The organism is Methylomicrobium album BG8, from assembly GCF_000214275.2.
In the GTDB taxonomy this organism is placed as follows: Bacteria; Pseudomonadota; Gammaproteobacteria; order Methylococcales; family Methylomonadaceae; genus Methylomicrobium; species Methylomicrobium agile.
In genome coordinates, this window is record NZ_CM001475.1 from 2,540,280 (window position 1) to 2,563,735 (window position 23,456).

Annotated in this window: 26 protein-coding genes and 1 pseudogene; 13 read left to right on the plus strand and 14 right to left on the minus strand. The window is 57.2% G+C overall.

The annotated features are described in order from the left end of the window. Position 1: 1 nt before the first annotated feature. From METAL_RS10900 to METAL_RS22140, 4 genes and pseudogenes are all read right to left on the minus strand, one after another. On the minus strand, positions 2 to 1,222 hold the full coding sequence (locus METAL_RS10900) for an MdtA/MuxA family multidrug efflux RND transporter periplasmic adaptor subunit (RefSeq protein ID WP_005372292.1): 1,221 nt from the start codon (positions 1,220 to 1,222) through the stop codon (positions 2 to 4). A 648-nt stretch (positions 1,223 to 1,870) separates the two neighbouring features. Continuing rightward, a complete protein-coding gene (locus tag METAL_RS20800; protein WP_005372293.1) occupies positions 1,871 to 2,200 on the minus strand; it encodes a Spy/CpxP family protein refolding chaperone in 330 nt (109 codons plus the stop codon). Between the two features lie 131 nt (positions 2,201 to 2,331). Beyond that, positions 2,332 to 2,568: a hypothetical protein gene (locus tag METAL_RS10910; protein WP_040578331.1), complete on the minus strand. Its 237-nt coding sequence runs from the start codon at positions 2,566 to 2,568 to the stop codon at positions 2,332 to 2,334. 247 nt (positions 2,569 to 2,815) lie between these two features. Further along, positions 2,816 to 2,935: pseudogene (locus tag METAL_RS22140) on the minus strand (IS5/IS1182 family transposase); the annotation flags it as partial. An 86-nt stretch (positions 2,936 to 3,021) separates the two neighbouring features. Between METAL_RS22140 and METAL_RS20805 the strand changes: the two are divergent. Next, positions 3,022 to 3,859 (plus strand): IS5 family transposase gene (locus METAL_RS20805; protein WP_005372295.1). Its coding sequence is split into 2 segments (ribosomal slippage): positions 3,022 to 3,387 and positions 3,389 to 3,859, totalling 837 coding nucleotides; the frame shifts between segments, so codons are not numbered across the junction. Next, positions 3,832 to 4,290 (plus strand): hypothetical protein, encoded by a 459-nt coding sequence (locus METAL_RS10930; protein WP_040578334.1) that lies wholly within the window; start codon positions 3,832 to 3,834, stop codon positions 4,288 to 4,290. Before METAL_RS20805 ends, METAL_RS10930 begins: the two co-directional genes overlap by 28 nt. A 26-nt stretch (positions 4,291 to 4,316) precedes the next feature. Here METAL_RS10930 and METAL_RS10935 read toward each other — a convergent pair whose 3' ends face one another. The 10 genes from METAL_RS10935 to METAL_RS10980 form a co-directional block, all read right to left on the minus strand. Continuing rightward, positions 4,317 to 5,270 (minus strand): HpcH/HpaI aldolase/citrate lyase family protein, encoded by a 954-nt coding sequence (locus METAL_RS10935; RefSeq protein ID WP_005372297.1) that lies wholly within the window; start codon positions 5,268 to 5,270, stop codon positions 4,317 to 4,319. Continuing rightward, positions 5,267 to 6,358, minus strand: coding sequence for a cysteine protease StiP family protein (locus METAL_RS10940; protein ID WP_005372299.1), 1,092 nt, complete (start codon positions 6,356 to 6,358; stop codon positions 5,267 to 5,269). Before METAL_RS10940 ends, METAL_RS10935 begins: the two co-directional genes overlap by 4 nt. Before the next feature lies 1 nt (position 6,359). Continuing rightward, positions 6,360 to 7,118, minus strand: coding sequence for an HAD family hydrolase (locus tag METAL_RS10945; protein WP_005372300.1), 759 nt, complete (start codon positions 7,116 to 7,118; stop codon positions 6,360 to 6,362). Then, a complete protein-coding gene (locus tag METAL_RS10950; protein WP_005372301.1) occupies positions 7,087 to 8,280 on the minus strand; it encodes a phosphoribosyltransferase domain-containing protein in 1,194 nt (397 codons plus the stop codon). The genes METAL_RS10945 and METAL_RS10950 overlap by 32 nt, the downstream gene beginning before the upstream one ends. 125 nt (positions 8,281 to 8,405) lie before the next feature. Continuing rightward, positions 8,406 to 9,437, minus strand: a complete 1,032-nt coding sequence (locus METAL_RS10955; RefSeq protein ID WP_005372302.1) for an ATP-grasp domain-containing protein — start codon at positions 9,435 to 9,437, stop codon at positions 8,406 to 8,408. A gap of 6 nt (positions 9,438 to 9,443) precedes the next feature. Further along, complete coding sequence (locus METAL_RS10960) at positions 9,444 to 10,037, minus strand: TerD family protein (protein ID WP_005372307.1); 594 nt, start codon at positions 10,035 to 10,037, stop codon at positions 9,444 to 9,446. Between the two features lie 56 nt (positions 10,038 to 10,093). Beyond that, positions 10,094 to 11,347, minus strand: coding sequence for a VWA domain-containing protein (locus METAL_RS10965; RefSeq protein WP_005372308.1), 1,254 nt, complete (start codon positions 11,345 to 11,347; stop codon positions 10,094 to 10,096). Between the two features lie 19 nt (positions 11,348 to 11,366). After that, positions 11,367 to 11,942 (minus strand): TerD family protein, encoded by a 576-nt coding sequence (locus METAL_RS10970; protein ID WP_005372309.1) that lies wholly within the window; start codon positions 11,940 to 11,942, stop codon positions 11,367 to 11,369. A gap of 44 nt (positions 11,943 to 11,986) precedes the next feature. Next, on the minus strand, positions 11,987 to 12,562 hold the full coding sequence (locus METAL_RS10975; RefSeq protein ID WP_005372310.1) for a TerD family protein: 576 nt from the start codon (positions 12,560 to 12,562) through the stop codon (positions 11,987 to 11,989). A gap of 221 nt (positions 12,563 to 12,783) precedes the next feature. Beyond that, complete coding sequence (locus METAL_RS10980; RefSeq protein WP_005372311.1) at positions 12,784 to 13,947, minus strand: hypothetical protein; 1,164 nt, start codon at positions 13,945 to 13,947, stop codon at positions 12,784 to 12,786. A gap of 300 nt (positions 13,948 to 14,247) precedes the next feature. Here METAL_RS10980 and mepA point away from each other — a divergent pair, with 300 nt between their 5' ends. The 11 genes from mepA (at position 14,248) to nirJ (ending at position 23,061) form a co-directional block, all read left to right on the plus strand. After that, positions 14,248 to 15,090 carry a penicillin-insensitive murein endopeptidase gene (gene mepA, locus METAL_RS10985; protein WP_005372312.1) on the plus strand — a complete coding sequence of 281 codons (843 nt, stop codon included), beginning with the start codon at positions 14,248 to 14,250 and terminating at the stop codon, positions 15,088 to 15,090. 25 nt (positions 15,091 to 15,115) lie between these two features. Next, positions 15,116 to 16,069, plus strand: coding sequence for a 5'-nucleotidase (locus METAL_RS10990; RefSeq protein WP_005372313.1), 954 nt, complete (start codon positions 15,116 to 15,118; stop codon positions 16,067 to 16,069). A 247-nt stretch (positions 16,070 to 16,316) separates the two neighbouring features. Then, positions 16,317 to 17,900, plus strand: coding sequence for a nitrite reductase (locus METAL_RS10995; protein WP_005372314.1), 1,584 nt, complete (start codon positions 16,317 to 16,319; stop codon positions 17,898 to 17,900). Next, the gene (locus METAL_RS11000; RefSeq protein WP_005372315.1) at positions 17,897 to 18,214 is read left to right on the plus strand and encodes a c-type cytochrome; all 318 of its coding nucleotides are present in this window, start codon (positions 17,897 to 17,899) and stop codon (positions 18,212 to 18,214) included. The genes METAL_RS10995 and METAL_RS11000 overlap by 4 nt, the downstream gene beginning before the upstream one ends. Further along, positions 18,211 to 18,522: a c-type cytochrome gene (locus tag METAL_RS11005; RefSeq protein WP_005372316.1), complete on the plus strand. Its 312-nt coding sequence runs from the start codon at positions 18,211 to 18,213 to the stop codon at positions 18,520 to 18,522. Before METAL_RS11000 ends, METAL_RS11005 begins: the two co-directional genes overlap by 4 nt. Before the next feature lie 258 nt (positions 18,523 to 18,780). Then, complete coding sequence (locus METAL_RS11010) at positions 18,781 to 19,911, plus strand: cytochrome D1 domain-containing protein (RefSeq protein ID WP_157203474.1); 1,131 nt, start codon at positions 18,781 to 18,783, stop codon at positions 19,909 to 19,911. 2 nt (positions 19,912 to 19,913) lie between these two features. Continuing rightward, positions 19,914 to 20,372: an Lrp/AsnC family transcriptional regulator gene (locus tag METAL_RS11015; RefSeq protein ID WP_005372321.1), complete on the plus strand. Its 459-nt coding sequence runs from the start codon at positions 19,914 to 19,916 to the stop codon at positions 20,370 to 20,372. Further along, on the plus strand, positions 20,365 to 20,874 hold the full coding sequence (gene ahbB / locus METAL_RS11020) for a siroheme decarboxylase subunit beta (RefSeq protein WP_005372322.1): 510 nt from the start codon (positions 20,365 to 20,367) through the stop codon (positions 20,872 to 20,874). Before METAL_RS11015 ends, ahbB (METAL_RS11020) begins: the two co-directional genes overlap by 8 nt. Beyond that, positions 20,867 to 21,310 carry an AsnC family transcriptional regulator gene (locus tag METAL_RS11025; protein WP_005372323.1) on the plus strand — a complete coding sequence of 148 codons (444 nt, stop codon included), beginning with the start codon at positions 20,867 to 20,869 and terminating at the stop codon, positions 21,308 to 21,310. The genes ahbB (METAL_RS11020) and METAL_RS11025 overlap by 8 nt, the downstream gene beginning before the upstream one ends. Next, positions 21,310 to 21,789 (plus strand): siroheme decarboxylase subunit beta, encoded by a 480-nt coding sequence (ahbB, locus tag METAL_RS11030; protein ID WP_005372325.1) that lies wholly within the window; start codon positions 21,310 to 21,312, stop codon positions 21,787 to 21,789. The genes METAL_RS11025 and ahbB (METAL_RS11030) overlap by 1 nt, the downstream gene beginning before the upstream one ends. A gap of 129 nt (positions 21,790 to 21,918) precedes the next feature. After that, positions 21,919 to 23,061, plus strand: a complete 1,143-nt coding sequence (gene nirJ, locus METAL_RS11035) for a heme d1 biosynthesis radical SAM protein NirJ (protein WP_213069369.1) — start codon at positions 21,919 to 21,921, stop codon at positions 23,059 to 23,061. Positions 23,062 to 23,456: the final 395 nt, after the last annotated feature.

The following is a 23,456-nucleotide window of genomic DNA, read 5'->3' on the forward strand; positions in this document are numbered from 1 at the left end:
ATCAAGAAGGTCCGTGGGCTTTTCCAGAAGATTCGTGGGTGGTTTCCGCTTTATCGCTGCCGATGATTTTGACTGGCTGCCCCTCGCGCAATTTGTCGGCCCCGTCGACGACCACCTTTTGCTGCGGCCCCAACCCTTCCAGGACCGCAACCGTGTCGCCTTCGCCGGGCCCGAGTTTTACCGGTGCGACCCCGGCCGTGCCGTCGTCCTTGACCACGTAGACGAAACTCCCGTCAACGCCCTGCTGAATCGCCGCGGCGGGAGCTAAAACCACATCGCGCAAAGTATCCAAATGCATCTTGATATTGACGAATTGATTGGGAAACAGATGCCGATCCTTATTATCGAACTCGGCTTTCAACTTGTAAGTGCCGGTAGTGGGATCGATCTGATTGTCCAACGCCAACAGTTTGCCGTCGGCCAGTTTGCCGAGGCCTTCCCTGTCGTAGGCCTCGACGGCCAGAATGTCTCCCGCATGCCAGCGTTTCAGCACTTTTTGCACACTGTCTTCAGGTAATGAAAAGACCGCGGTGATCGGCTGCAACTGCGTAATCACTACCAAGCCGTTACTGTCACTGGCACGCACCAAATTGCCTTGGTCGACTAAACGCAGACCGACCCGACCGTTGATCGGCGCGGTAATCCGACAATAGCTGAGTTGCAATTGAGCGTTTTTCACCTGCGACCTGTCGACTTCGACAGTGCCGCGATATTGTTTGACCAGGGCCTCCTGGGTCGCCGTTTGCTGGGCCGCGATTGAATCCTGTGCCAGCAGGGTTTTATACCGTGCCAAATCGATCTCGGCATTTTTCAACAACGCCTCATCGTGCTGCAACTGGCCCAACGCCTGTTGCAACTGCACCTGGAAGGCCCTGGAATCGATCTCGGCCAACAAATCGCCCCGTTTAACCGTTTGGCCTTCATCGAAGGCCACTCGCACCAATTCGCCATCCACTCTAGAATGCACCGTAACCGTACGTAACGGCGTCATTGTGCCAAGGCCGTTCAAATAAATCGGCATATTACTTTTCCAGGTCGGCGCCACAGCAACCGCTACCGGTCGATGTTCATCACTGTTCTGGTCGGCCTTTGATTTCGCCACCGAATTGCTTCGATGTAAAAAATAACCCGCCGTCGCGAGAACTAAAGCTAAAAAAATCACCCGACCTCCGATACCGCCACCATAGGCAACGGAACCAGAAGAATCGATATCGCGTTTCATATCAATATATGGGATGTAATTGAAAAAATTAAAAAATGGGCAAAATGGAAAAGATTAACTTGACAGCGAGCGAGGAGCGTCGAGCCTTCCTCAATCGTTTTAGGGCTTTCGCTATATACCGTAGAATAAGCCTGAATTCTGGGGTTACGCGGCTCAGTTCGTAAATAGTCGGAAAACAAGTCGGCCCTGACTTGATAGAGCGTCTTTTGCAGGGCCGTGGCTTTAACTTTCAAGGGTAATCCCTACGTGATAACAGCCGTTGGGTTATCATGTCCGATAAAACACCTTATGGAACGAGGGAAGCGAAAGACCTAAGCTTAAGGTCTCTTATGTACTGGCTCTATTCTCTTACTACGCATTTATTAAAACGTTATTAGAAGCTGTTTGGAAACTCCAAAGCCAAGCTAGATAGGGCAAGGTTTTGGGGATCTCTAATCGTTGAACTCAGATTTATGGCCATGCCACCCCAGTCGTAGCTTTGGTTGATAATTTCCAAACAGCCTCTTAGATAAGTTCATCCAACAAAGCCGGCATTGGCCTCATTAAAAAATCGACCTGCAATGGCTTGATGCACAAAGCAATAAAAGTAGGCTTCTAGAAAGGCGACAGGTCCAAAACCGTCACCTCGCCCCGACAGTGAAACAGAACTTACTTGGATTGCGGGTAGCCTTCTTTATGCTTCCAGTGCTCACGGCGCTGCTTTTTGAGCGCTTCAAGCTTGGACATTTGTTCAGGACTCAATACGGTGCCGAGTTTGGTATGAGTTTCGTCATGCAGCACTTTGAGTTTTTCATGTTGCTCATTGAAGATCGCTTCGACCTTGCTTTTTTGCTCACCGGTCAGATTCAGCTCATTGGTAAGCCGCTCGATGCGATGTGTCTGATGTTCTTCCGATCCAGGACCTTGAGCGCCAGGAAATGCGGCAACAGTCAACGGAAAAGTCAAAACGATTGCGAGTATGGGTAAAGTTCTGTTCATAGTCTTGTTCTCATCCAGATTAATCAGTAGTTAGAACCGTGTTTCACCGTTCTGGGTGATTAAGATAAATGGCGACCGTGCAAACAATTTGCAGCAATTGTGAAAACAATGTGGAAGCTTGTTACCCAGCATCAGTTGCTCATTATTTCATAGAATGGCAGAAAAGGCAGGTCATTCTGAAGGCAGCGCATCAAAGTCCGCAGGCCGCGTCCGAGCCAGGATACCAAACTGCGGTAGAGTTTTTTTAAAACACCCTGCCTCGAAATCGGCTTGCTGCCGTGTTTTTTTTCGAGGGAGTACTGGCAATTCGCCGTCTCGGCTCGTCCGATGCGGACGCGCCCAGGCATGGCCGGCGCCATGATCAGCACCAGGCGTTCCAGGCGGTCGGCTTGCCGCAGTTACGAGTTCTCCAGTTCGAAGCCGCGGCTTTTGAAATCTGAAAACATCGACTCTATGCGGATGGCCGCGAACGATGCTGCCGTCCACCCTCAGATATTCCAGGTCCGGATCACCACTGACCGCTTCCCGCAACTTTGTCCAGGTACCTTTATGGCATCCGCGGTGATAGCGCACGTACACGCGATGCCAATACCCAAAGCAGGCCGTCAGAGCGCGTCATGGCGATCCGGTTCGGACAGTCCAGCGTACCGCTTCGGCAAACAATCGATTATCGGCAGCCGTCACGCCGCAATCGCTGGCTTTGCCAGGCAAGTGATCTTTAATCCGTTCCCACTGGTCGTCTCTTAGAGCCTATCCCGGTAGGAACCTCAGTCTGGCAAGAGATCTCTAAAATTGGAACTATTGTTGAAAAGGTATTTTGTATGGGATTAGCGATAAAAGATGATGGCTGGCGACTTTCGGATGCGCTGTGGGCGCGGATAGAGCCTTTACTGCCGCGTCGCAAGCCCCATCCTTTGGGGTGCCACAATCCTCGCGTTCCTGACTGCAATGCCATGAACGCAATTTTGTTCGTGCTACGGACCGGCTGTCAGTGGAATGCATTGAACGCCACCGGCATTTGCTCCAGCAGCTCGGTACATCGCCGCTTTCTGGAGTGGACCGAGGCGGGCGTCTTTCAGGCTTTCTGGCAGGAAGGGCTGTTGACGTATGACGAACTCAAGGGTCTGGACTGGTCGTGGCTGTCACTGGATGGGGCGATGACCAAAGCCCCGTTAGCGGGGGCGGAGAAAAGTCGGGCGCAATCCTACCGATCGCGGCAAGCAAGGCGTCAAACGCAGCCTATTAACCGATGCCTCCGGGCTGCCGCTCAATGTGGTGATTGACGGCGCGAACCGGCATGACATGAAGTTGACACAAGCTACCTTGGCGGGGATTGTCATCCCGCGCCCCGTACCGACGCCCGAGCAGCCGCAAAACCTCTGTCTAGACAAAGGCTGCGACTATGACGAAGTGCGTGAACTGGCGGAGGCATTCGGTTTTACGGCCCATATCCGGGCACGCGGTGAGGAAGCGCTGGCCATCAAGCGTGAGGCAGGCTTCAAGGCACGGCGGTGGGGGGGGGTGGAACGTACACATAGCTGGATGAATCGGTTCCGCCGGATTCTGACCCGCTGGGAAAAACGGGCTTCGTCTTATTTGGCTATGCTCCACCTCGCCTGCGGCATTATTACTTGGCGCGCTACAGGCCTACTGGGATAGGCTCTAAGATTATCGAAGCTCTCGACCTGAAAACCATACTGATTGGCAGCAGCGTTTACGGCATCGGCGAACACGTCGAAGTGCACTGCAATACGATTGACGCCCTATACCCGGACTTCAACAAGGTATTTCAGCATCCGTTTAGGGATATGCGTTGCAGCAAGACAGCACTGGCGACCGCCCTTGAATCAATGAAAATCCTCAAGGATTCAAAAAATCTCTTGCGCGTCACGCTGGAATGGAGAAACGGCAACATGCAGCTGATCGCCAGCAATAAAGATGGCGAAGAGATCAGCGCCGAGATTGCTTGCGACGGCGAGCCTGGCAGTTGCACCGTTAATCTCGCCTACCTGATCGATATGATCAAATCGGCCGATGAAGATCTAACGATTAGATATGCCGGCGAACACACGCCGATCATACATCGGTAAGTCCTCCAACGGTGATATGTGGATGGTTAACTGTGGACCTCCTTGTAATCCGGCAGCGGCACCAGCTCCCGGCTTCCGTAGCAGGCGTGCCGAATGATGATCTCGTTGCCCCATTGTCTGTGCGTCGCGACTTCGCACATCGCATCGTGCATTCTGAACACGGCCGGCGCGGCACTATCATGCATCGACAGAGCCATTTCGTAGTCGAAGCGTTCGACGCGATAGGCATTTTCGATCGCCGGCACCTGATCGGGATGGATAGCAGTCTTACCGGTCAGGCCGTGCGCCAAGTCCTGGCGAATCTCCTGCAGCAGGGTATCGTAGTCGTCCAAATATTCGAAAACGGGCGACGACAACGAGAACCCGTAAGGCTTGAACAGGGCAACCAGTTGCGCCACGACATGGCCCAAAGGCGTTTGGTAAAGCGTCATATGCCGGGGCCGGCGGATCCCCAGCAGATTCATCAAGTCATTGCCGCCGATTCTGAGCATCAGGATACGCTCCGCTTCCACATCCTGAAGGAGAGCCTGACGGAGTTCGTACATCGCCTGCGGATCGAACACTTCCCGGGTTTCGAGCGTCGGCATCACTTTGAAAGCAGTGCCGCGCAGCAAGTCCAGGTAGGCGGAAAAATTGTCGATCGTGAATTTGGGCAGCACAAAACCGTCGATGCGTTCGATGTGCGGCAAATCCAGCAGCCGCGAAAGAATCTCGGGATCACGGGCGCGAATGAACCGGAAACGCTGCCGGGTTTCCCGAAAGCCCTGCATGCACAAGCCCAGATGGCGAATGCAGCTTTCCACCTCGTACTTCAATACCGCGTCTTCGGTGCAAAAAATCATCGAACGCAGCTGGGGCAGCTTGTCCCCGTTCGCGATGTCGCGGAGATCGAGCCGGTGAGCGGGCATGTACAGCGGCGCTCCCAGTTGCCACGGTGAAAACGACCGGTCTTGTTCGGAAACAGCGGTAATTTGATTCATTTAACCTCTTTGATTAAGGCAGCCGCGCGGTAAGGCATATCCGGGCACACTTCGATCGGGATCGATTTCGACTCGGCCAGCCAAAGCAAATGCCGCGTGGCTTCCGAGTCCGGATTTCCGAGCAGCAAGCGCCCTGCTTCGCGCCTCAACAATACGCGGGTCGCTTCGCCGATTCCCGGCTTGATGTAATTATAATGGCTTATGCGATATTGTTGAGCAACAGCTTTCAAAAAATCGAGTGAAACGGCCTTCAGCCGCTTCGAATCGTACCGCTCTTCAGATGCCGGCACACCGGATTGCCGATAAACCTCTTCCGCATAGTCCAGCATCGCATCGACAAAGAAGCGCGATAAGTCGTGCGGCTCGAATTCTTTGTAGTATAGACAGCCGTGAAAAGCCGCCGGGCCGCCTATGCCTTGCCGCCAAACGGAACGGCTGATCAAGCCGGATACGGTCGAATTCAACACGCAGGACGGTATCAGATAATCCTCGTGCGAGGCCGCGACCGCCGCTGAACCGGACAAGTCCGCCAACACGAATAAATCGGCCGCTATGCGGATGCCGGCGGAAGCGGCGAAATCCTCCAGACTCGCCGCCAATTCCCCCGCGATCACGCCCTTGCCGGTCCAGCCATCCACGAATACCAGGGATTCCGGAGGATGCCGCTGCAAAATATGACGCAGCGCGTTTCGATCGATGCCCTTGTCGCGCAGGATCGAAAGCGAATAATGCGCCGCTTTCCGGGCGAAATGGCGCTGCAGCACGTGCTTCAAAAGCACCCCGACCGGCGTGCCGGCGCGCGCCAGCGAAACCAGCGCGATCTGTCCCTTGCGCAGCCTGACAATCCGTTCGGCGAGCGCCAAAAGATGCCCGGCCATGCGCCGGCCGTTCAATGCTAAGGCATCATGGAACAATTGCACATAAGCGTCCGTTGGCAGCGCTTCTCGCGTCAGCATTTCCGAATAATGCCGACGCCCCGACTGGATCAGGGCTTCCTTGACCGCCACCGGCGTATCTTCCATCTCGATCGGGGTCAGCAAAAATTCGACATCGTCCGCCGAATAACTGCCGGTAAACGGAACCGTCATTTCATTGCACCGCGACAAGGGTTTGGAACAACTGCGTATTTTTCGGAATCAGGGCATAATCGCAGAGGGCCAGGAACGGCGCATCGGTCCGGCTGTCGCCCGCGCCGAACGTCAGTATCTCGGGATGCCGGCGGCGGTAACGATCAAGCAAATACCGCACCGCGTCCTCCTTGTTGATGAGTTTCGGCAAAATGGCCAGGTTGTTGCCGTTCAAATGCGCGTACAGGCAGCCGTCCCGAAAGGCGGGATGCGGTTTGACGGCCTCTTCGAGCAATGCCCGCAAAGGCGCTTCAAGGGCCGACCGGTGCTTCACGACTCCGAACCAGTCGATCCCAAAATCGCGGACCAGGCGCAACTTGTAGCCTTCGCTACGTCCGGCAAAAACCTGCACCTCTTCCCACACTTCCAGCAGCTTTTCATAATAGTCGGGCAAGAGATCCTGCATTCTTTCCATCCAAGGCTTGTCGATGCGGCGCTGCCGGTCCAGGATCACCGCGCCGTGATTCAGAACGGCCTCTTCACGGAACGGCAGATTCACGCGCCCGAAAGCCCCTGCGTCGCGCGCGGTGACCGGCACGATCTTGAAATCCTTCTGAAACCACTGCCACAGCCATTGCTGCTTGCGCGTCGCAAACGAGTTCGGCGTGCCGTCGGGCAAAAACGCGCGTACTGCCAGCGCCGGATCGTCCGACCCGTGCTCGCACTTGCGCAAGGTCTGGAACAGCGTGTCATCCAGATCGAGAAAAATGTAATTTTGCATGTCCGGTGGATGAATCGATGGCGATGCGGGCGCCGATCGCGCGCCAGGCATCGAGACGTTCCTGCAGAGGCCCGCTCAGCGGGGTTTCGTGGCAAAGCACGATCGATCGGTAAGCGTCGGGATTCAGGTTGTAAATAAAGTTGTCGATACCGTCGTCGTAGTTGTCCTCGAAACGGCAAATCGAGGCGATGTCGCTGCCCGGACGGATCGGCGAACGGGTCGTGCTCTGCACCTTGACCCGGTAGCCCCGGCGCTCCAATTCACGGCCGAGCAGATAGGCCGGCGCATTGCATTCGCCGGTGCCCAGCACCAGCAGGGGACCTGAATCGGCAGGAGCCAGCAGGCTTTGCAGCGCAAGAATATCATTATCGACCAGTCTAACCGGAGCCTTGATCCCCAAACGCCCGGGCCAGGCCAGCAAATGCTTCTTGCAGCGGCCGTTGCCGATCACGTTGACTGCCGCCGCCGGCGGCAAAGCTTCGTCTCCGTTCTCTTCGAAATGCATGTTGCCCTCGCGCAGCGCCACCCATTCGACCGGCACGCCGGCCTGCGCTTCGAGCTTCGCCCGGTCTTCCGGCTTCGCGAAATTGACCAGGCTGACGATATACACTTTGCGCAAACCGGGATTGACCGCCTGATACGCCTGGATCAGCCGCAAAAACGTGCGTCCGGTGCTGATTTCGTCGTCGATCAGCACCAGGATTTCCGCGCGGCGGAACAGCTCCTGCGCCTGCGCTTCGGCCGGAAAATACAGGAAAAAATCGGTCGCATGACTGTGCGCCTCGTCGAATTCGAGGCGCGGCATCCCCTCCAGATGATAGCGCGTGGTCTGCATGAACAGCCCGTTCCCGGCGCCTTCCCGGCAAGCCGCCTCGAACACGCCGTAGCCGAGGCCCGTCGCAGTTTCGGCCATCCCGATCCAGAGCGCGCGTTGCCCTGTCCCGCTGTCCAGCACCGATCGCGCCAATGCCCGGTAGGTCCAGCTCATCATCAGAGGGCTGACCGGATAATGCTTGCCGAGCACCTTACTGACCAACAGGAATTTGCGCTGGCTGCCGATGCGCGAGGCAAAGCCGAGCAAACGGCGAATCGGCACGCGGCCCGGTTCGAGGTCAAAATGCAGAACGCCGCTGTCGAGTGGAATGGAAAGGGGTTTTGTCATGAAAATTTCGTATGCGGAAAATGCGCGCGGCCATCCTGCGAAAAGCAGCCTTAAACGCTACAGTCAGTTGCAATAGAACCGGAAGCTTATCGAAGCAACATGACAGATTGATTGGACAAACACGGTCAGGCCATGTACGCCTCATCCATTAACACCACCGGCGTATTGATTTCGCTGATCCTCAGCCCGTAACGCAAAGCCGGAATCTTCGGCGTTTCGCCTTTGAAGCCTTCGAACGCAATCTTTGCCAGATTCGCGCCGGCAAGGCACGCCATGCCGAAGCCGCCGGACGGACGCGGATTGATTTCGAGCAGGCGCGGGCCGGACTCGCCTTCCTTGTATTGGATATTCACCAGGCCGTTCAGACGGTAATGCCGGATCAGGCGCTCGGTCATGCCGGCGATCGCGGAATGGTTATCGACCGACTGGCCGTGCCCTGCCAGCGGCGATTTTTTGCGCTGCACCGCGCACAAGAGTTCGCCGTGCCGGGCCGCGCAATCGACGCTCCATTCGGGACCGCCCAGATGCTCCATCACCAGCAGCGTATCGAAATGCGGCGTATGCTGCATCCCGTTCCGCAATTCCCGCAGCGGAATCTGGTATTCGACGCCTTTCAGCAGGTGGATGATGCTGTCGCGTTCCCGGTCCAGAATCCGGAAACCGAGGCCGTAGACCGAAACGGCCGGCTTCACGCACAGGCGCTTATGCTTCGAAGCAAGCATTTCTACCGCCCGGTCGAAAGCCTCGGCATCGTTGACCGCCACGAAATCCATCACCAAGGCGACTTCTCTAGGCAAATCGGCGTAAAAATCCGCCTTGTTATGCAGCAGCGTCAGCGTGGGGTAATCGGCCGCCGCCATCAGCCTGACGCCTTCGGACTCGAATGGCGCCCGATTTTTACAGGCCAGCGCGGCTTCCTTGCCCGGCCAGAAAAGCTCGATCCGGTGCTCGCGGCAAAAATCGAGGCACCAGTCGATATATTCCTGCCCATGCAGTTCGGAAGGCTCCAGATAGGCTTCGTCGGCCGCCAGGAAGGCAGTCGCGGTCCGGTGCGTATGCGTGCAAACGAGGGTAATCCCATCATCCGGATAGCCGGCCTTCAGTTGGCGGAACACCGCGCCGATCGTCGAAAAGGTCTTGTTGAACCAGATCCGCATGCCGCTTTACAAATTCGCGGTGATTTGCGGCAGCAGGCTGTCGATCGTCCGGCCGTGACCGTTTTCGCCGATCGCATGCATTTTCCATTCGCCTTCGTGGCGGTACACCTTCGCCATGACCTGTGCGGTATGCGAACCCTGCGCGCTGAGCGTATAACGGGCGATCTCCTTGTTAGTCGCGCTGTCGACCAGGCGGCAATACGCATTCTCGACCTGATCGAAAGTCTGGTTGGTGAATGAATTGACCGTGAATACCAGCGATTTGACGTTGGCCGGCACCTTGCTCAGATCCACGATGATCTGTTCGTCGTCGCCGTCGCCCGCGCCGGTCCGGTTGTCGCCGGTATGCACGACGCTGCCGTCCTTGCTTTTCAACTGCCGGAACCAGACCGTATCGACGATTTTCTTTTGCTCGTCGAACAGGACGCACGAAGCGTCAAGGTCGATCGAACCGCCGCCCCCGCCGCCGAACATCCCTTTCAGCAGGCCGCCGCCGGATTTCTTCGCATCCCAACCCAGCCCCATGATCACTTTGTTCAGCACACCGCCCGTTTCCTTGTTCAGCGAGATTTTCTGGCCTTTCTGTAAACTGATACCCATCGTATTGCTCTCCGAGTTTATTTAGAGATTCTTTATGATTGTTGTGGATTCTGACGCTAATGAACGATGCCTTTGACTCTGGCTGCTTCGAGCCATTGAGGAAATTCGCCCAACAGACGGTCATACAATGCCTGCTCATCGATGCCATGAAGATCATCCAGCGCAAAAAAACCGCAGTTGTCGACAACGCGGCCGGCCATCGTGTCGAGCTTTTCGAGAACGCCGTAATTTCTGCCGCCGATCCCGACGAACTGCCAAAAAATCGGCAGCGTTGCCGCCTCGATCAATAACTGTTTGATTTCTTTGTTCTGGCTGACGCCACCGTCGCTGACGAAAATCACCAGAACAGGCAGCCGCGTGTTTCGGTAATGCGCGATCACCTTTTCGATCACCGCCGGTTCGTTATTGATGCTCATCATGCCCCAATTGCGCCAGCCCCGCTCCGCGCTGTTGACATAATCGGCATAATTGGCGAGCGTGGCGGGCGGCAGCGCCAGTGCCTTGCGTGAAAACGCCCAAACGTCCAGTTCGCCGTCGTCGTCGAAATGGACCGCCAACGGCAACAGCCGTTCGATCACTTCCTGTACCCTACCCTTGCTGTATTGCGCGCTCATCGAACCCGACGCATCCAGAACTAGGCCGACCCGGGCAATCGTTTCCTGCAAGCGATGTTTTTCCAGGGAGACGGTCGCTTTTTTAGCCAGATCGACCAGCTTGGGCGCATCGGCCGCCATTTTCTTTTCGAGCGACAATTTGGTGCTGGCCGGCACCGACGCCTCCTCGGCAACCTCGCCGCCAAAATGCCTGACCAATGCCGCCAGGCCGCCGTTGAAGCCTTGGCCGGTGGCGCAGAACCGCCATGTCCCGTCCTTCCGGTACAGCTCGCCGAGCATCAGGGCTTTTTCATCCTGAAAATCCGGCCCTGCAAAGGCAAAGCGCGCACATTCCCGCCCTTCCTGCAAAAAGCGCAGATGGCCCGACCGGATTTGCCTCATCGTCCCGTTACCGTCGATGGCGGCGGTAAAAACCAACCGGTCGATCGAAGCCGGCAAGCGGTCGAGCCGGCACAAAAACCCCGTCTGATCGCCGGCAGGAACGGCCAGCTCGACGCTGCCGCAAGGCGTTTTCGGCTGATTGTAGAAAACCATGTAGCGGTCGTCGGACAACTTTTGCTGCGCGTCCAGACCGAAACAGGCGAAATCGACGGCGGTCTCCAAACCGTTGATGTCGAGGCCGACCTGCACGGCTTGCGAAGCGCCGGCAAACAGCGAGGACAGCGGCAACCGCTGCCCTTTGGAAATGATGTCCATGCGGCTTAATCGGGCAGCGTCAGACGTTGACGCCGAACGAAGACGCCAACGGCCCGAGACCTCCGGCATAACCCTGGCCGACCGCCTTGAATTTCCAGTCGGAGCCGACCCGGTAGATTTCGCCGAAGATCATCGCGGTTTCGATCGAGGCGTCTTCGCTCAAATCGTAGCGCGCGATTTCCTGGCCGCCTTCTTCGTTCACGATCCGGATATAGGCGCGGCTGACCTGGCCGAAATTCTGCCTGCGCGACTCGGCCTCGTGAATCGTCACCGAGAAAACGACTTTGTCCAGATCGGCCGGAATGCGGCTCAGCTCCACTTTAATGACCTCATCGTCGCCTTCGCCGGCGCCGGTCAGATTATCGCCGGTATGCGCCACCGCGCCATCGGCGACCGTTTTATTGTTGTAGAAGCAAAAGTCGTTGTCCGAACGGACTTTGCCGTCCATTTTGACCAGGAAAGCGCTGGCGTCGAGGTCGAATGCCGCGCCGTCGGTCGCGCGCGCGTCCCAACCCAGACCGACTAGAATTTTGTTCAATCCGGGGGCTTCCTTACTCAAATTGACGTTGCCGCCTTTGCTCAATGAAATCGCCATGCTCATGCTCCTCTTGCTTATGGGTGTTGTTTTAAAATTGCGGCTTATACGTTGATGCCGTACTGCCGGGCCAGAGCGGCCAGGCCGCCGGCATAGCCCTGGCCCACGGCGCGGAATTTCCATTCGCCGCCGTGGCGGTAGATTTCGCCGAAGATCATCGCGGTCTCGATCGAGGCGTCTTCGCTGAGGTCGTAGCGCGCCACTTCATTGTTGGTATCCTTGTTCACGATCCGGACATAAGCGCGAGCCACCTGGCCGAAATTCTGCTTGCGCGCCTCCGCGTCATGGATGGTTACCGTAACAGCGATCTTCTGGATATCGGCCGGTATCTTGTCGAGCGCCACCACGATCGTCTCGTCGTCGCCGTCGCCCGCGCCGGTACGGTTGTCGCCGGTATGCTCGACCGAACCGCAAGCCGACCTGGTTTGATTGTAGAAGATGAAATCGCTGTCGGAGCGGACCTTGCCGTCGTCCTTGACCATGAACGCGCTCGCATCCAGATCGTAGTCGGCGCCGTCGGTCGCCCGCACGTCCCAGCCGAGGCCGACCAATACGTTCTTTAACGTGGGATCGGTCTTGGACAAGCTGATATTACTGCCTTTGCTCAGGGAAATTCCCATGATTATCCTCCTAAGAAGCGTTGTAGGAATGAATATCTTCGCGTGATTTTCAGATATTGATCGGGTATAGGATAGAAGAATATCGCGAAGTTCACAAAAATTCCTGATCGATGAAAGCGGTTTTCCATAAGAATGGAAGACTTATAAACAACTCCCTGATAAACGTAGAGACCGGCATCAAAGCCATTTTCCGGCATTCATGCCGTGCCGCTGAATTGGGTTCAGAACTGCACCTTGCTTTGGCCGGACTGAAAGCCGGCCTGCGCCTGCGGTGTATCCGATGGGGATGACAAGGCCCGTTCCTGCTGGCCTTTGATCAAAATGCGCGCCAGCTTGCGCAGGCCTTCGGACGAGATTTCCAGACCCAACGGGCTTCCAATGCTTTCGAGCTGATAGATCACATCGGTCGCCGCAATGAAAGTCATATAGCGCAACCCCTGAATTTCAGGCAACTGTTTCGCCAAATTATGCAGTTCGGGCGCAAGCCGTTCCCAGGTGTCGGTAAAAAATACCCGGACAGGATCCTTACCTCCCGTCTGTTGGCCTTTGATCGCGGCCTGGAACGCGCTGCGGGCTTCGAGCAGAATTTCAGTCAGCGTATCGCGCATCTGCTCGGAGTTGGAGTCGAAGGACGCCTGCTGGATTGCTTTGCTGAAAAACGCGTCCCATTCCTGCCAGGTTTCCTGCCATTGCTGCTGTTCGGCAGCCGACAAGGGACCGGCCGGCGAGTTCGTCAAAGGCTTGGCCGGCGCGTCGAAACCGAGAGTCACCGATATTCCCTCGTCTTTGGCGGCCGCGCCGGTAAATTTCAGCGTACTGATGATCTGATGCAGTTCCGCCTCGTTTTCCTTCGGCAAGTATTCGGCCAGTTTGCGCTCAATGTCGCCGCGCGACCGGTTCAGGTCGATTTTCAGGCTCGCCAGTTGCGGCTCGGCATAGCGCCGCAACAAGTCCTGCAGCTGGTCGATATTCAAAGGCACGCCGGACCGGTCGTATGCCCGTGCCTGGGTAACCGGCAGGCTGAGCACCGTTTGCTGAGGATCGATCGTCGGCCGCTGCCAGGTTTCGAGCAGGCCGCTCCATTCCAAAAGCGGCAGGCACTGGCCGTTCATCCCCGAGCCAAAACGGACATGCACGTTATTCGTCAGATGCACCTGGCCATTCTGCCCGTCCAGCTGCGGATTGGAGAGTTGCACGAAACTGCAGCCCTGGCGGTCTTTCCAGACATTCGCGCTGGCGTCGGGGCCGGTAAAAAGCTGCGAAACCAGCGTATTTTTGATCAGGCTGTAATCCGCAGATAAAGGGAGGCTGAACGACTCGGCCCAACCGGGCCGGGTCATCGCAGCGAATAAAATGGCGACTGAGGAAAGCAATCTAGGAGTCATGGGTTGGAATGTTCCGTAACAAATCGGGCTAAGGCAGCGTTAGCGCGGGGAATGATGAATGATAATAAGCCATCGGACGGAAAGGCAAAACCGTTCACCGTAAATTTTTGATAAATGGGTGGACTACGACTGCCGATCATCCGGCCGGCTATCCGCTTGGCTCCATTTTATCGTCAGCCGATTAGCATTCGATTAATCTTAAAAAAGCGGAAGACTTCAACACAGCTTCGTCGGAAAATCTGTACAATGCCCGCATGCTCCGCGTCGTCCCCGGGCGCGTCACTTCGTCCTCCGTCCGTTATGAAAAAAATTTCCTCGTTGCTATTTCTTGTCGCGCTGTCCTGCCACGATTCCGTACAAGCCGGAACCAATCCTTGGGCGCGCGTCACCGCGCCGGCCGTCCTCGGCCCCGTCGCCGAAAGTATCGGTTCCTACACGGCCGGCTGCCTGAGCGGGGCGGTCCAACTACCGCCGAACGGCACCGGCTATCAGGTGATGCGCCTGTCCCGGCACCGCTATTACGGCCACCCCGACCTGAAAAATTTTATCGAAACCCTGGGGCAGAGCGCCGTGAGCCGGCATCTCGGCGTTTTGCTGATCGGCGACATGGGACAGCCGCGCGGCGGCCCGGCCCCGAGCGGCCATCGCAGCCACCAGAACGGCCTGGACGTCGACATCTGGTTCCTGCTGTCGAAACAGGCCGAAACCCGGACGCTGGCCGATCACGAACGGGAACAGTGGAGCGCGCCTTCGGTGCTGCGCGATCATTCCGACCTGATCGACAGCCGCCAATGGTCCCAAGCGAACGAGCGGATACTCCAGATCGCCGCGGAAATGCCGGAAGTCGAAAGAATCTTCGTGAATGCCGGCATCAAGCGGGAACTGTGCCGGACGCACGCCGGCCGGAGCTGGCTGCGCAAAATCCGCCCCTGGTGGAAGCATGACGATCACTTTCATGTCCGCCTGAAATGCCCGAAGAACGGCCGCTACTGCGAAAGCCAGGAAAACCTGCCCGCAGGCGACGGCTGCGATGCCTCGCTGGCCTGGTGGTTTTCGGCCGAAGCCAAGGCGCCCGCCAAAAAGCAGCCGCCGCCGAAAGCCCCGGTTTTACCGGCGCGGTGCGATCAGGTGTTGTATCGCTGATACGCGCATTGCATCCGGATGAATCATGCCCTACCCGATCGATAAAAAATTCGTGATCGCGGTCTCGTCGAGCGCGTTGTTCGACCTCGGCGAATCTGACCGCGTCTTTCGCGATCAAGGTCCCGTCGCCTATAAGGCCTATCAGGAACAGAACCGCGACGAAATACTCGGCAAAGGCGTCGCCTTCCCATTCATCCGCCGCTTCCTGAACATCAACGCACGCTTCGGCGCCGAACAGCCCGTCGAAGTCGTGCTGCTGTCCCGAAACTCGGCCGCCACCGGCCAGCGCGTGTTCCGCTCGATCAGGCACCACGGCCTCGACATCAGCCGCGCCGCCTTTACCGAAGGCAAATCGCCCTACCCCTACATTCCGGCGTTCAATGCCTCCCTGTTCCTGTCGGCCAACGAAAACGACGTGCAGAAAGCGATTGCTGCCTGTTATCCGGCAGGTGCCGTGCTGCCTTCGGCCGTTTTCGACGATCCCGACGACGAGGAATTGCGCGTCGCCTTCGATTTCGACGGCGTGCTGGCCGACGACGAAGCGGAAACGGTTTACCGCAACGGCCAATTGCGGCAATTTCACCAGCACGAGCTGGACCGATCACACATTCCGCACAATCCGGGGCCACTGGCCGACCTGTTCAGAAAACTGGCCATCATGCAGCAACTCGAAGACCGGACGATCGAACAGGATCGGAACTATAAACGCATCCTGCGCACCGCGATCATCACCGCCCGCAACGCGCCTGCGCACGAAAGGGTGATTACCACGCTCGAAAGCTGGGGAGTCAGCGCGAACGAAACGTTCTTCCTGGGCGGAATGAGCAAGGAACGCATTCTTACCATTTTCAAGCCGCATATTTTTTTCGACGACCAGAAGAGCCATCTTTCGGCACGCGGCAAGGACATCCCCATGGTACACATCCCCTTCGGCATCGCCAATCGCGGCAAGCCGGAATCAGCCGAATCAGCCTATTGAAATATTCCGCGTGCCAAGGCTTGCGGCCTTCGCTCGCAGGGGATTTGAATCGGATCGATCCCTTGATATACGCCGCCACGCTCCGAATCGACCGGCACCAACTTTACCTGCGGCGGAACCGCACTGCCCGGCCGTTGCGGTTAACGCCGCATTGTTTTCACTACGCTCGCAAACGGTATCCGGCTTGAAGCTGCCTGCCATTTAATGCTAATATCGATTCAAAACCATTTTGGAGACCCAACAAAGAATGAAAACCGCCAAATCGCTTTTATCCAACACATTCGCCGCCGGCATAGCAGCACTTCTTATTCCCTACGGCGCACAGGCCACCTCGGATGATGCCCGGAAATACCACCGGCTCTATGAAGAAAATTGCGCGAGCTGCCACGGATCGGACCACGGCGGATTTCTAGCGCCTGCATTGAACAACGAAACACTGAAAGGCCGCAGCCCGACTGCTTTGCGCACGATCGTGATGACCGGCAGCTTCGATACGCTGATGCCGCCGTTCTATGGCCGCTTGTCCGATGACGACATTCGCGGCCTGGTCAAGCATCTGCAGTCGACGCCGAAGCTAGACAATCCGGCCTGGACGATCGACGACATGAAAGCCTCGCTGAAGGTGTATGTCTCGGACGAAAGCAAACTGCCGGAAAAACCGGCCTACGCGATCGACGATATGGACGACATCATCGGCGTTGCGGCGCGCGGCAAATACGGCCGCGGCGAAGGTTCGAAAGCGGTGTTCATCAACAGCAAAACCCATCAAAAAGTCGGCGAAATCCCCACCAACGCGGCCGCGCACATCATCGACTACAACCCGGCCAATCCGCGCTGGGCTTACGTGAAGAACGACACCGCCGAGATTTTCAAGGTCGACCTGTATTCGATGCAGGTCGTGCGCAGCATCAAGACCGGCTTCAACGGACCGGGCCTCGGCGTCTCGCGCGACGGCAAATACCTGATGGCCGGCTCTTACGTGCCGCACAACGCGGTAATCTTGAACGCCGATACCCTGGAACCGTTGAAAACGTTCGAACTGGAAGGCGTGGATCCGGACGGCAATCTGGTTTCTTCCGATTCGGGCATGGTAATCGGCACGCCGTATGCCGACGTGCTGGTCGTCGCGCTGGAGAATGCCGGCCAGGTCTGGGTCGTCGACCTGAAGGACGATTTCCCGGTCACCAAAATCGAAAACGTCGGCCGCCATTTGCACGATGCGTTCCTGACCCACAACGGCACCAAGCTGATGGTCGCTTCCTATGACGACAGCATCGTGACCGCGATCGACCTGAAAGAGCGCAAGATCATCAAAAAGCTGGACGCAGGCTGCGTGCCGCATGTCGGCGGCGGCGCGGCGGTTCAAGTCGACGGCCGCACGCTGGGCTTCGGCACCAACTTCGGCGACTGCAGCAAGACAGTCGTCAGCGTCTGGGATCTGGACAAAATGGAAGTCGTCAAGCAAGTGCCTGTCGCCGGCGGCACCGAATCGCCGGCCGCGCATCAAAACGCGCCTTATGTCGCGGTGGACATCATTTCCAAAGACCGCCGCGCCCGCACCGTGCAGTTGATCGACAAAAAATCGCTGGAAGTGGTCAAGACGCTGGATGTCGGCGGTCATGCCTACTTTCCGGAATACAGCGCGGACGGCAAATATCTTTACGTGAGCGCCGGGTACAATGGCGACGAGGTGGCGGTATTCGACTCGACTTCGCTCGAAAAAGTCGCCGCGGTCCCGATGGAAAGCCCGGCCGGCATCTTCTCGCATGGCCGCGTCAAATACATCACGCGCGGATTGTCGCCCGAAGAGTCGAAGGGAGCGAATCCATGAAAGCACTGTTCACCTCCGGCGCGTTGATGGCGGGAATTTTTGCCGCGGCACCGGCGGATGCGGAAAGTATTTGCACGGGCCAGACGCAAGCGGCCCAGGTCTGTTCGCATTGCCATGGCGTCCGAACGCCGTCGGCGGACGCGCCGTTTCCGCCCCTGGCCGGACGAGACGTGGAATACTTGCAGAAAGCGTTGAAGGAATACCGCGACAAGACCCGCAAATCGGACATCATGAACGCGATCGCAGGATCGCTGTCCGACGACGATATCGCCGATGTCGCGGCTTATTACGCCCAACAAAACATAAACCCATGATCGGAAAACTGCTGCCGCTGCTGCTGGTCGCCTTGCCGGCAGCCGGCGGCGAGATTTCGGCCGAGCGGCAGCAGGCGCTCCGCGACCTGTTGAAACAGGATTGCGGGGCGTGCCACGGCCTGACTTTAAAGGGCGGCATGGGGCCTGCCCTGTTGCCGGAAACGCTGGCCGGCAAATCGGACGACTTTCTGGCCGATACGATTCTGAACGGACGCCGGGGCACCGCGATGCCGCCCTGGCGGCCGTTCATGAATCGCGAGGAAGCTTTATGGCTGATCGGAGTTTTGCGGCAGCCCTCGGACAAATAAATCCCGCCTTCAATCCTTCCCATTTATTCCCTGTTAGAGTGCATACCAGGAATTCTCGGCTGCCAGTTCATTACTTTGATTTTCATGAATAAAAGAAAACTGCTTTTTTCGTTTATGCGCCTTGTGCCGAAACGCCCCCGCTTCTCCTCTATTTGGGTATCTCGCGCCGCGGGACGGCAAACCGTTCAGCCGTTGAAAGCATCTTACACCCCCCTAAGCCCCCATAAACGGCTGCCCTTCTTTTTACTGCCTTTTCTGATGGCCTCGTCCGCCTTTGCGGAACTCCGCGCCACCGGCGACCTCGGCGTCGTGATCGAACGCGAAACCGGCAGCGCCATCATCGTCAATACGACTCGGCATAAAACGCTCGCCAAAGTCGAAGGACTCGGCGACCTGTCGCATGCTTCGGTGGTATTTTCGCGCGACCAGCGCTACGCCTACGTTTTCGGGCGCGACGGCGGCCTGAGCAAGATCGACCTGCTTCAGGACAAGGTCGAAAAGCGCATCGTGCAGGCCGGCAACAGCATCGGCGGCGCGATTTCCCAGGACGGCAAGCTGATCGCGGTGTCGAACTACACGCCGGGCGGCGTGAAGATATTCGCGGCCGACACGCTGGAACCGGTCGCCGACATTCCGGCACGCTACGCAGACGGCAAACTGTCGAAGGTGGTCGGGCTGACCGATGCGCCTGGCCAGCGTTTCGTGTTCAGCCTGTGGGATGCGGGTGAAATCTGGACCGCAGACGTCAGAAATCCGCAACAACCGGTGATTCAAAAATATCCGAACATCGGCAAGGAACCCTACGATGCGCTGATGGCGCCGGACGGGCACTATTACATTGCGGGCCTGTTCGGCGAGCCGGGTCTGGCGTTGCTCGATTTATGGCAGCCGGAACAGGGCGTCAAACGCATTCTGCCCGATTACGGCAAGCACGACGAAAAATTGCCGGTCTATAAAATGCCGCACCTGGAAGGCTGGGCCGTGACCGGCGACTACCTGCTTGCGCCCGCGATCGGCCGGCATGAAGTACTGGTGATCGATAAAAAATCCTGGCAACTCGTCAAGGCGATTCCGGTGCCCGGACAGCCGGTCTTCGTGATGGCCCGACCCGATGCGCGGCAAGTCTGGGTCAATTTCGCATTTCCGGACAACAACCAGCTCCTGGTAATCGACACCAAAGACTTGTCGTTAACGAAACTGCTGACGCCGGGCAAGGGCGTCTTGCACATGGAATTCACCCCGCGCGGCGAACAGGTCTGGGTCGCGTTGCGCGACGACAATCAGGTGGTGGTTTACGATACCGCCACGTTGCAGGAAGCGGCGCGCCTGCCTGTACAAAAACCGAACGGCATCTTTTTCACCTCGCGCGCCCACAAGATCGGTTTATAACCATGCTGACCGATCTGCAGAAGCATTTGTTGAACGATTTTCAGCGCGATTTTCCGCTGAGCGTGCGTCCCTATCTCGAAATCGCCAATAAACTCGGCGTCAGCGAAGACGAGGTGCTGTCGGCGTTGGCCGAACTGCGCGAGGACCAGCTGATCAGCCGCGTCGGCCCGATCATTCCGCCGAACCGGATCGGCGCCAGCATGCTGGTCGCGATGGCGGTCCCGGAACCGGAATTGCAGCGAATCGCCGATATCGTCAGCCGCTTTCCGGAAGTCAATCACAACTACGAACGCGAGCACCGTTTCAATCTCTGGTTCGTCGCGGTCGCTTCCACGGCGGACCATCTGGCCCGAGTGCTCGACGCAATCGAACGGGAAACCGGTTACCTGACCCAGCGCCTGCCATTGGTCGACGATTTTTTCATCGATTTGGGATTCCGCCTGGACCTGAGCCATGCTTGATGCGCGCGATTTTGAACTGCTGGCCGCAATCCAGCTGGGCCTGCCGATCAGCCCGCGGCCTTACCGTGACATCGGCCTTGCACTCGGCATGACCGAAACGGAGGTGATCGCGCGGCTGACCGTTCTGAAACGGATCGGCCTGATCAAGCGGCTCGGTGTAATCGTCAAGCATCGCCAATTGGGTTACCGGGCCAATGCGATGATCGTCTGGAATATTCCAGATGCGTTCGTCAAAGAGATCGGCCGCCGCATCAGCCAGGCACCTTTCGTAACGCTCTGCTATCAGCGCCCGCGCACCCTCGAATGGCCTTACAATCTGTATTGCATGATTCACGGCAAGGACCGCGATACCGTGCTCCAGCAGCTCGAACAGCTTGGCGCGGACTGCAATCTGGACCGCTTCGACCGGCAAATTCTTTTCAGCCGGCGCTGCTTCAAACAGCGCGGCGCCCTCTATCGAACACCGGAACCCGCCGCTCCAGCCGAGTTAGCTCATGGATGAGATAGACCGCCGCATCATCAATGCGCTGCAGACCGGATTTCCGATCTCGGAAAGACCTTACCTGGAAGCTGCGCAGGCTTTGGGGCTCAGCGAACGGGAACTGCTTGAACGCCTCGAAACACTGTTACAAGAACAAACCTTATCCCGCTTCGGACCGTTGTACGACGCCGAAGCGATGGGCGGCGCCTTGACGCTGGCCGCCATGCGGGTGCCTGAAGAACGCTTCGAGGAAGTCGCCGGGATCGTGAATGGATTCCAGGAAGTCGCGCATAATTATGCCCGCCGCCACACGCTGAACATGTGGTTCGTGCTAGCGACCGAAACGCCCGAACAATTGCGGGATACCCTGGATGAGATCGAACGCCGGACCGGCCTGACCGTGTACGACATGCCGAAAATCACCGAATATTTCGTCGGCCTGAAACTGGAAGCCTGATGCCAAATCTCGATGAAATCGACCTGAAAATCATGCGCGCCACGCAGGCGGGCCTGCCGTTGACGGCGCGGCCCTATCACACCGTCGCGGAGCAACTGGAATTATCCGCCGCGGAAGTGATCGAACGGATGCGCCGGATGCAGGAACTCGGCGTGATCCGCCGGATCGGCGCGGTGCCGAATCATTACCAACTGGGCTACCGGTTCAACGGCATGACGGTCTGGAACGTGCCGGACGAGCAAGTCGATGCGCTGGGTCAAAAAATCGGCCGGCTCGATTTCGTCAGCCATTGTTACCGCCGTCCCCGGCATTTGCCGTTATGGCCCTACAACCTGTTCGCGATGGTGCACGGCAAGAGCCAGGAAGCGGTCGACCGGCAGATCGAACGAATCGCGGAGATTCTGGGCGACGATAATCTGGGCTCGGAGGTACTCTACAGCACCCGGATTTTGAAAAAGACCGGATTTCGCAGCCGGTAAGCGCAACACCACCTTGTAGGGTACGCTGTGCGTACCTTAAGCCCACCCCAGCAGAATGACGCCAAAATGGTACGCGCAGCGTACCCTACATTTTAATTGACAACCACCATGTTCAGATTAAGCCATTTTATGCGGGAGTTGCTGGATCCCCAGCCTTTGAAACCCGCCCGTAAACCGGCCGCGCCGGTCGTCATCTGGAATTTGATCCGCCGCTGCAACCTGGCCTGCAAACATTGCTACACGACCTCGGCCGACATTGATTTTCCGGGAGAGCTGAGCACGCAGGAAGTTTACACCGTGATGGACGACCTGAAAGGGTTCAAAGTCCCGGTACTGATCCTGTCCGGCGGCGAGCCGCTCTTGCGCCCCGATATTTTCGACATTTCCCGGCGCGCGAAGGCAATGGGCTTTTATGTCGCCCTATCCAGTAACGGCACCCGGATTACCGAACGAAACATCGACGAAATCGCCGACATCGATTATCAGTACATCGGCGTCAGCCTGGACGGGATCCAGGAAACGCACGACAGCTTCCGCCGCATGTCCGGCTCGTTCGACGAAGCGCTGCATGGCGTTGAATTATGCCTGAACAAAGGCATCAAGGTCGGCATCCGGTTTACCTTGACGCAGGACAACGCGCAGGATTTTCCGGCTCTGCTGCAATTGATGGACGATTACGGCATCGACAAATTTTATCTGTCGCACCTGAACTACGGCGGCCGCGGCAACCGCAACCGCAAGGACGACGCGCATTACCAGATGACGCGGGAGGCGATGAATCTCTTGTTCGACACCTGCTATCGCTGGCTGAAGGAGGGTAAGGAGCGCGAATTCGTGACCGGCAACAACGATGCCGATGGGGTGTATTTTCTGCACTGGGTCAGGCAGCGTTTCCCGGAACAGGCCGAACATATCCGCGCCAGGCTCGAACAATGGGGCGGCAATGCCTCCGGCGTGAACGTCGCGAATATCGACAATCTCGGCACCGTACATCCGGATACGTTCTGGTGGCATTACGATCTGGGCAACGTCAGGCAGCGCCCGTTTTCGGAAATCTGGACGGACCGCAGCGATCCGTTGATGGACGGCCTGAAGCGGTCGCCGCGCCCGCTCGAAGGCCGCTGCGCAACCTGCCACTATCAGGCGATCTGCAACGGCAATACCCGCGTCCGCGCCGCACAGACCACCGGCAACTTCTGGGCCGAAGATCCGGGATGCTATTTAACCGATGCGGAAATCGCGGCGCCAGACGATTTAAAACTTCAGATTTGATCTGACAGATTTACATATCAGTTACAGCCCTGTAGGTCGGGCACGCTTTTTGTGCCCGACTTTTTCGATGCGGCAGTATGAGGTCATGGTTACGGATCATCGAACGGCCTCTTCGCCGCCCAAATGTCGGGCAACGGTGAAGCGGTTGCCCGACCTACCAGGCTAAAACGAACAGAGCCGGATATCATGACATGCAGTTGGGCTCATCTGGGCAATGCAAGTTCGACGGGGAATATTATGAGTCCGCTTATTGACAGCGAACAGTCTTCAAGAAATAGCGCTTAAAAGACCGAAATGGGTCGAGTTCGAACATTCGTTGTAAGATTCCGTCAAAATTTATTTTGGAAGCTGTCAGACCAAATTCAGATTTTTACAGATATGGGAGACGCCATGCC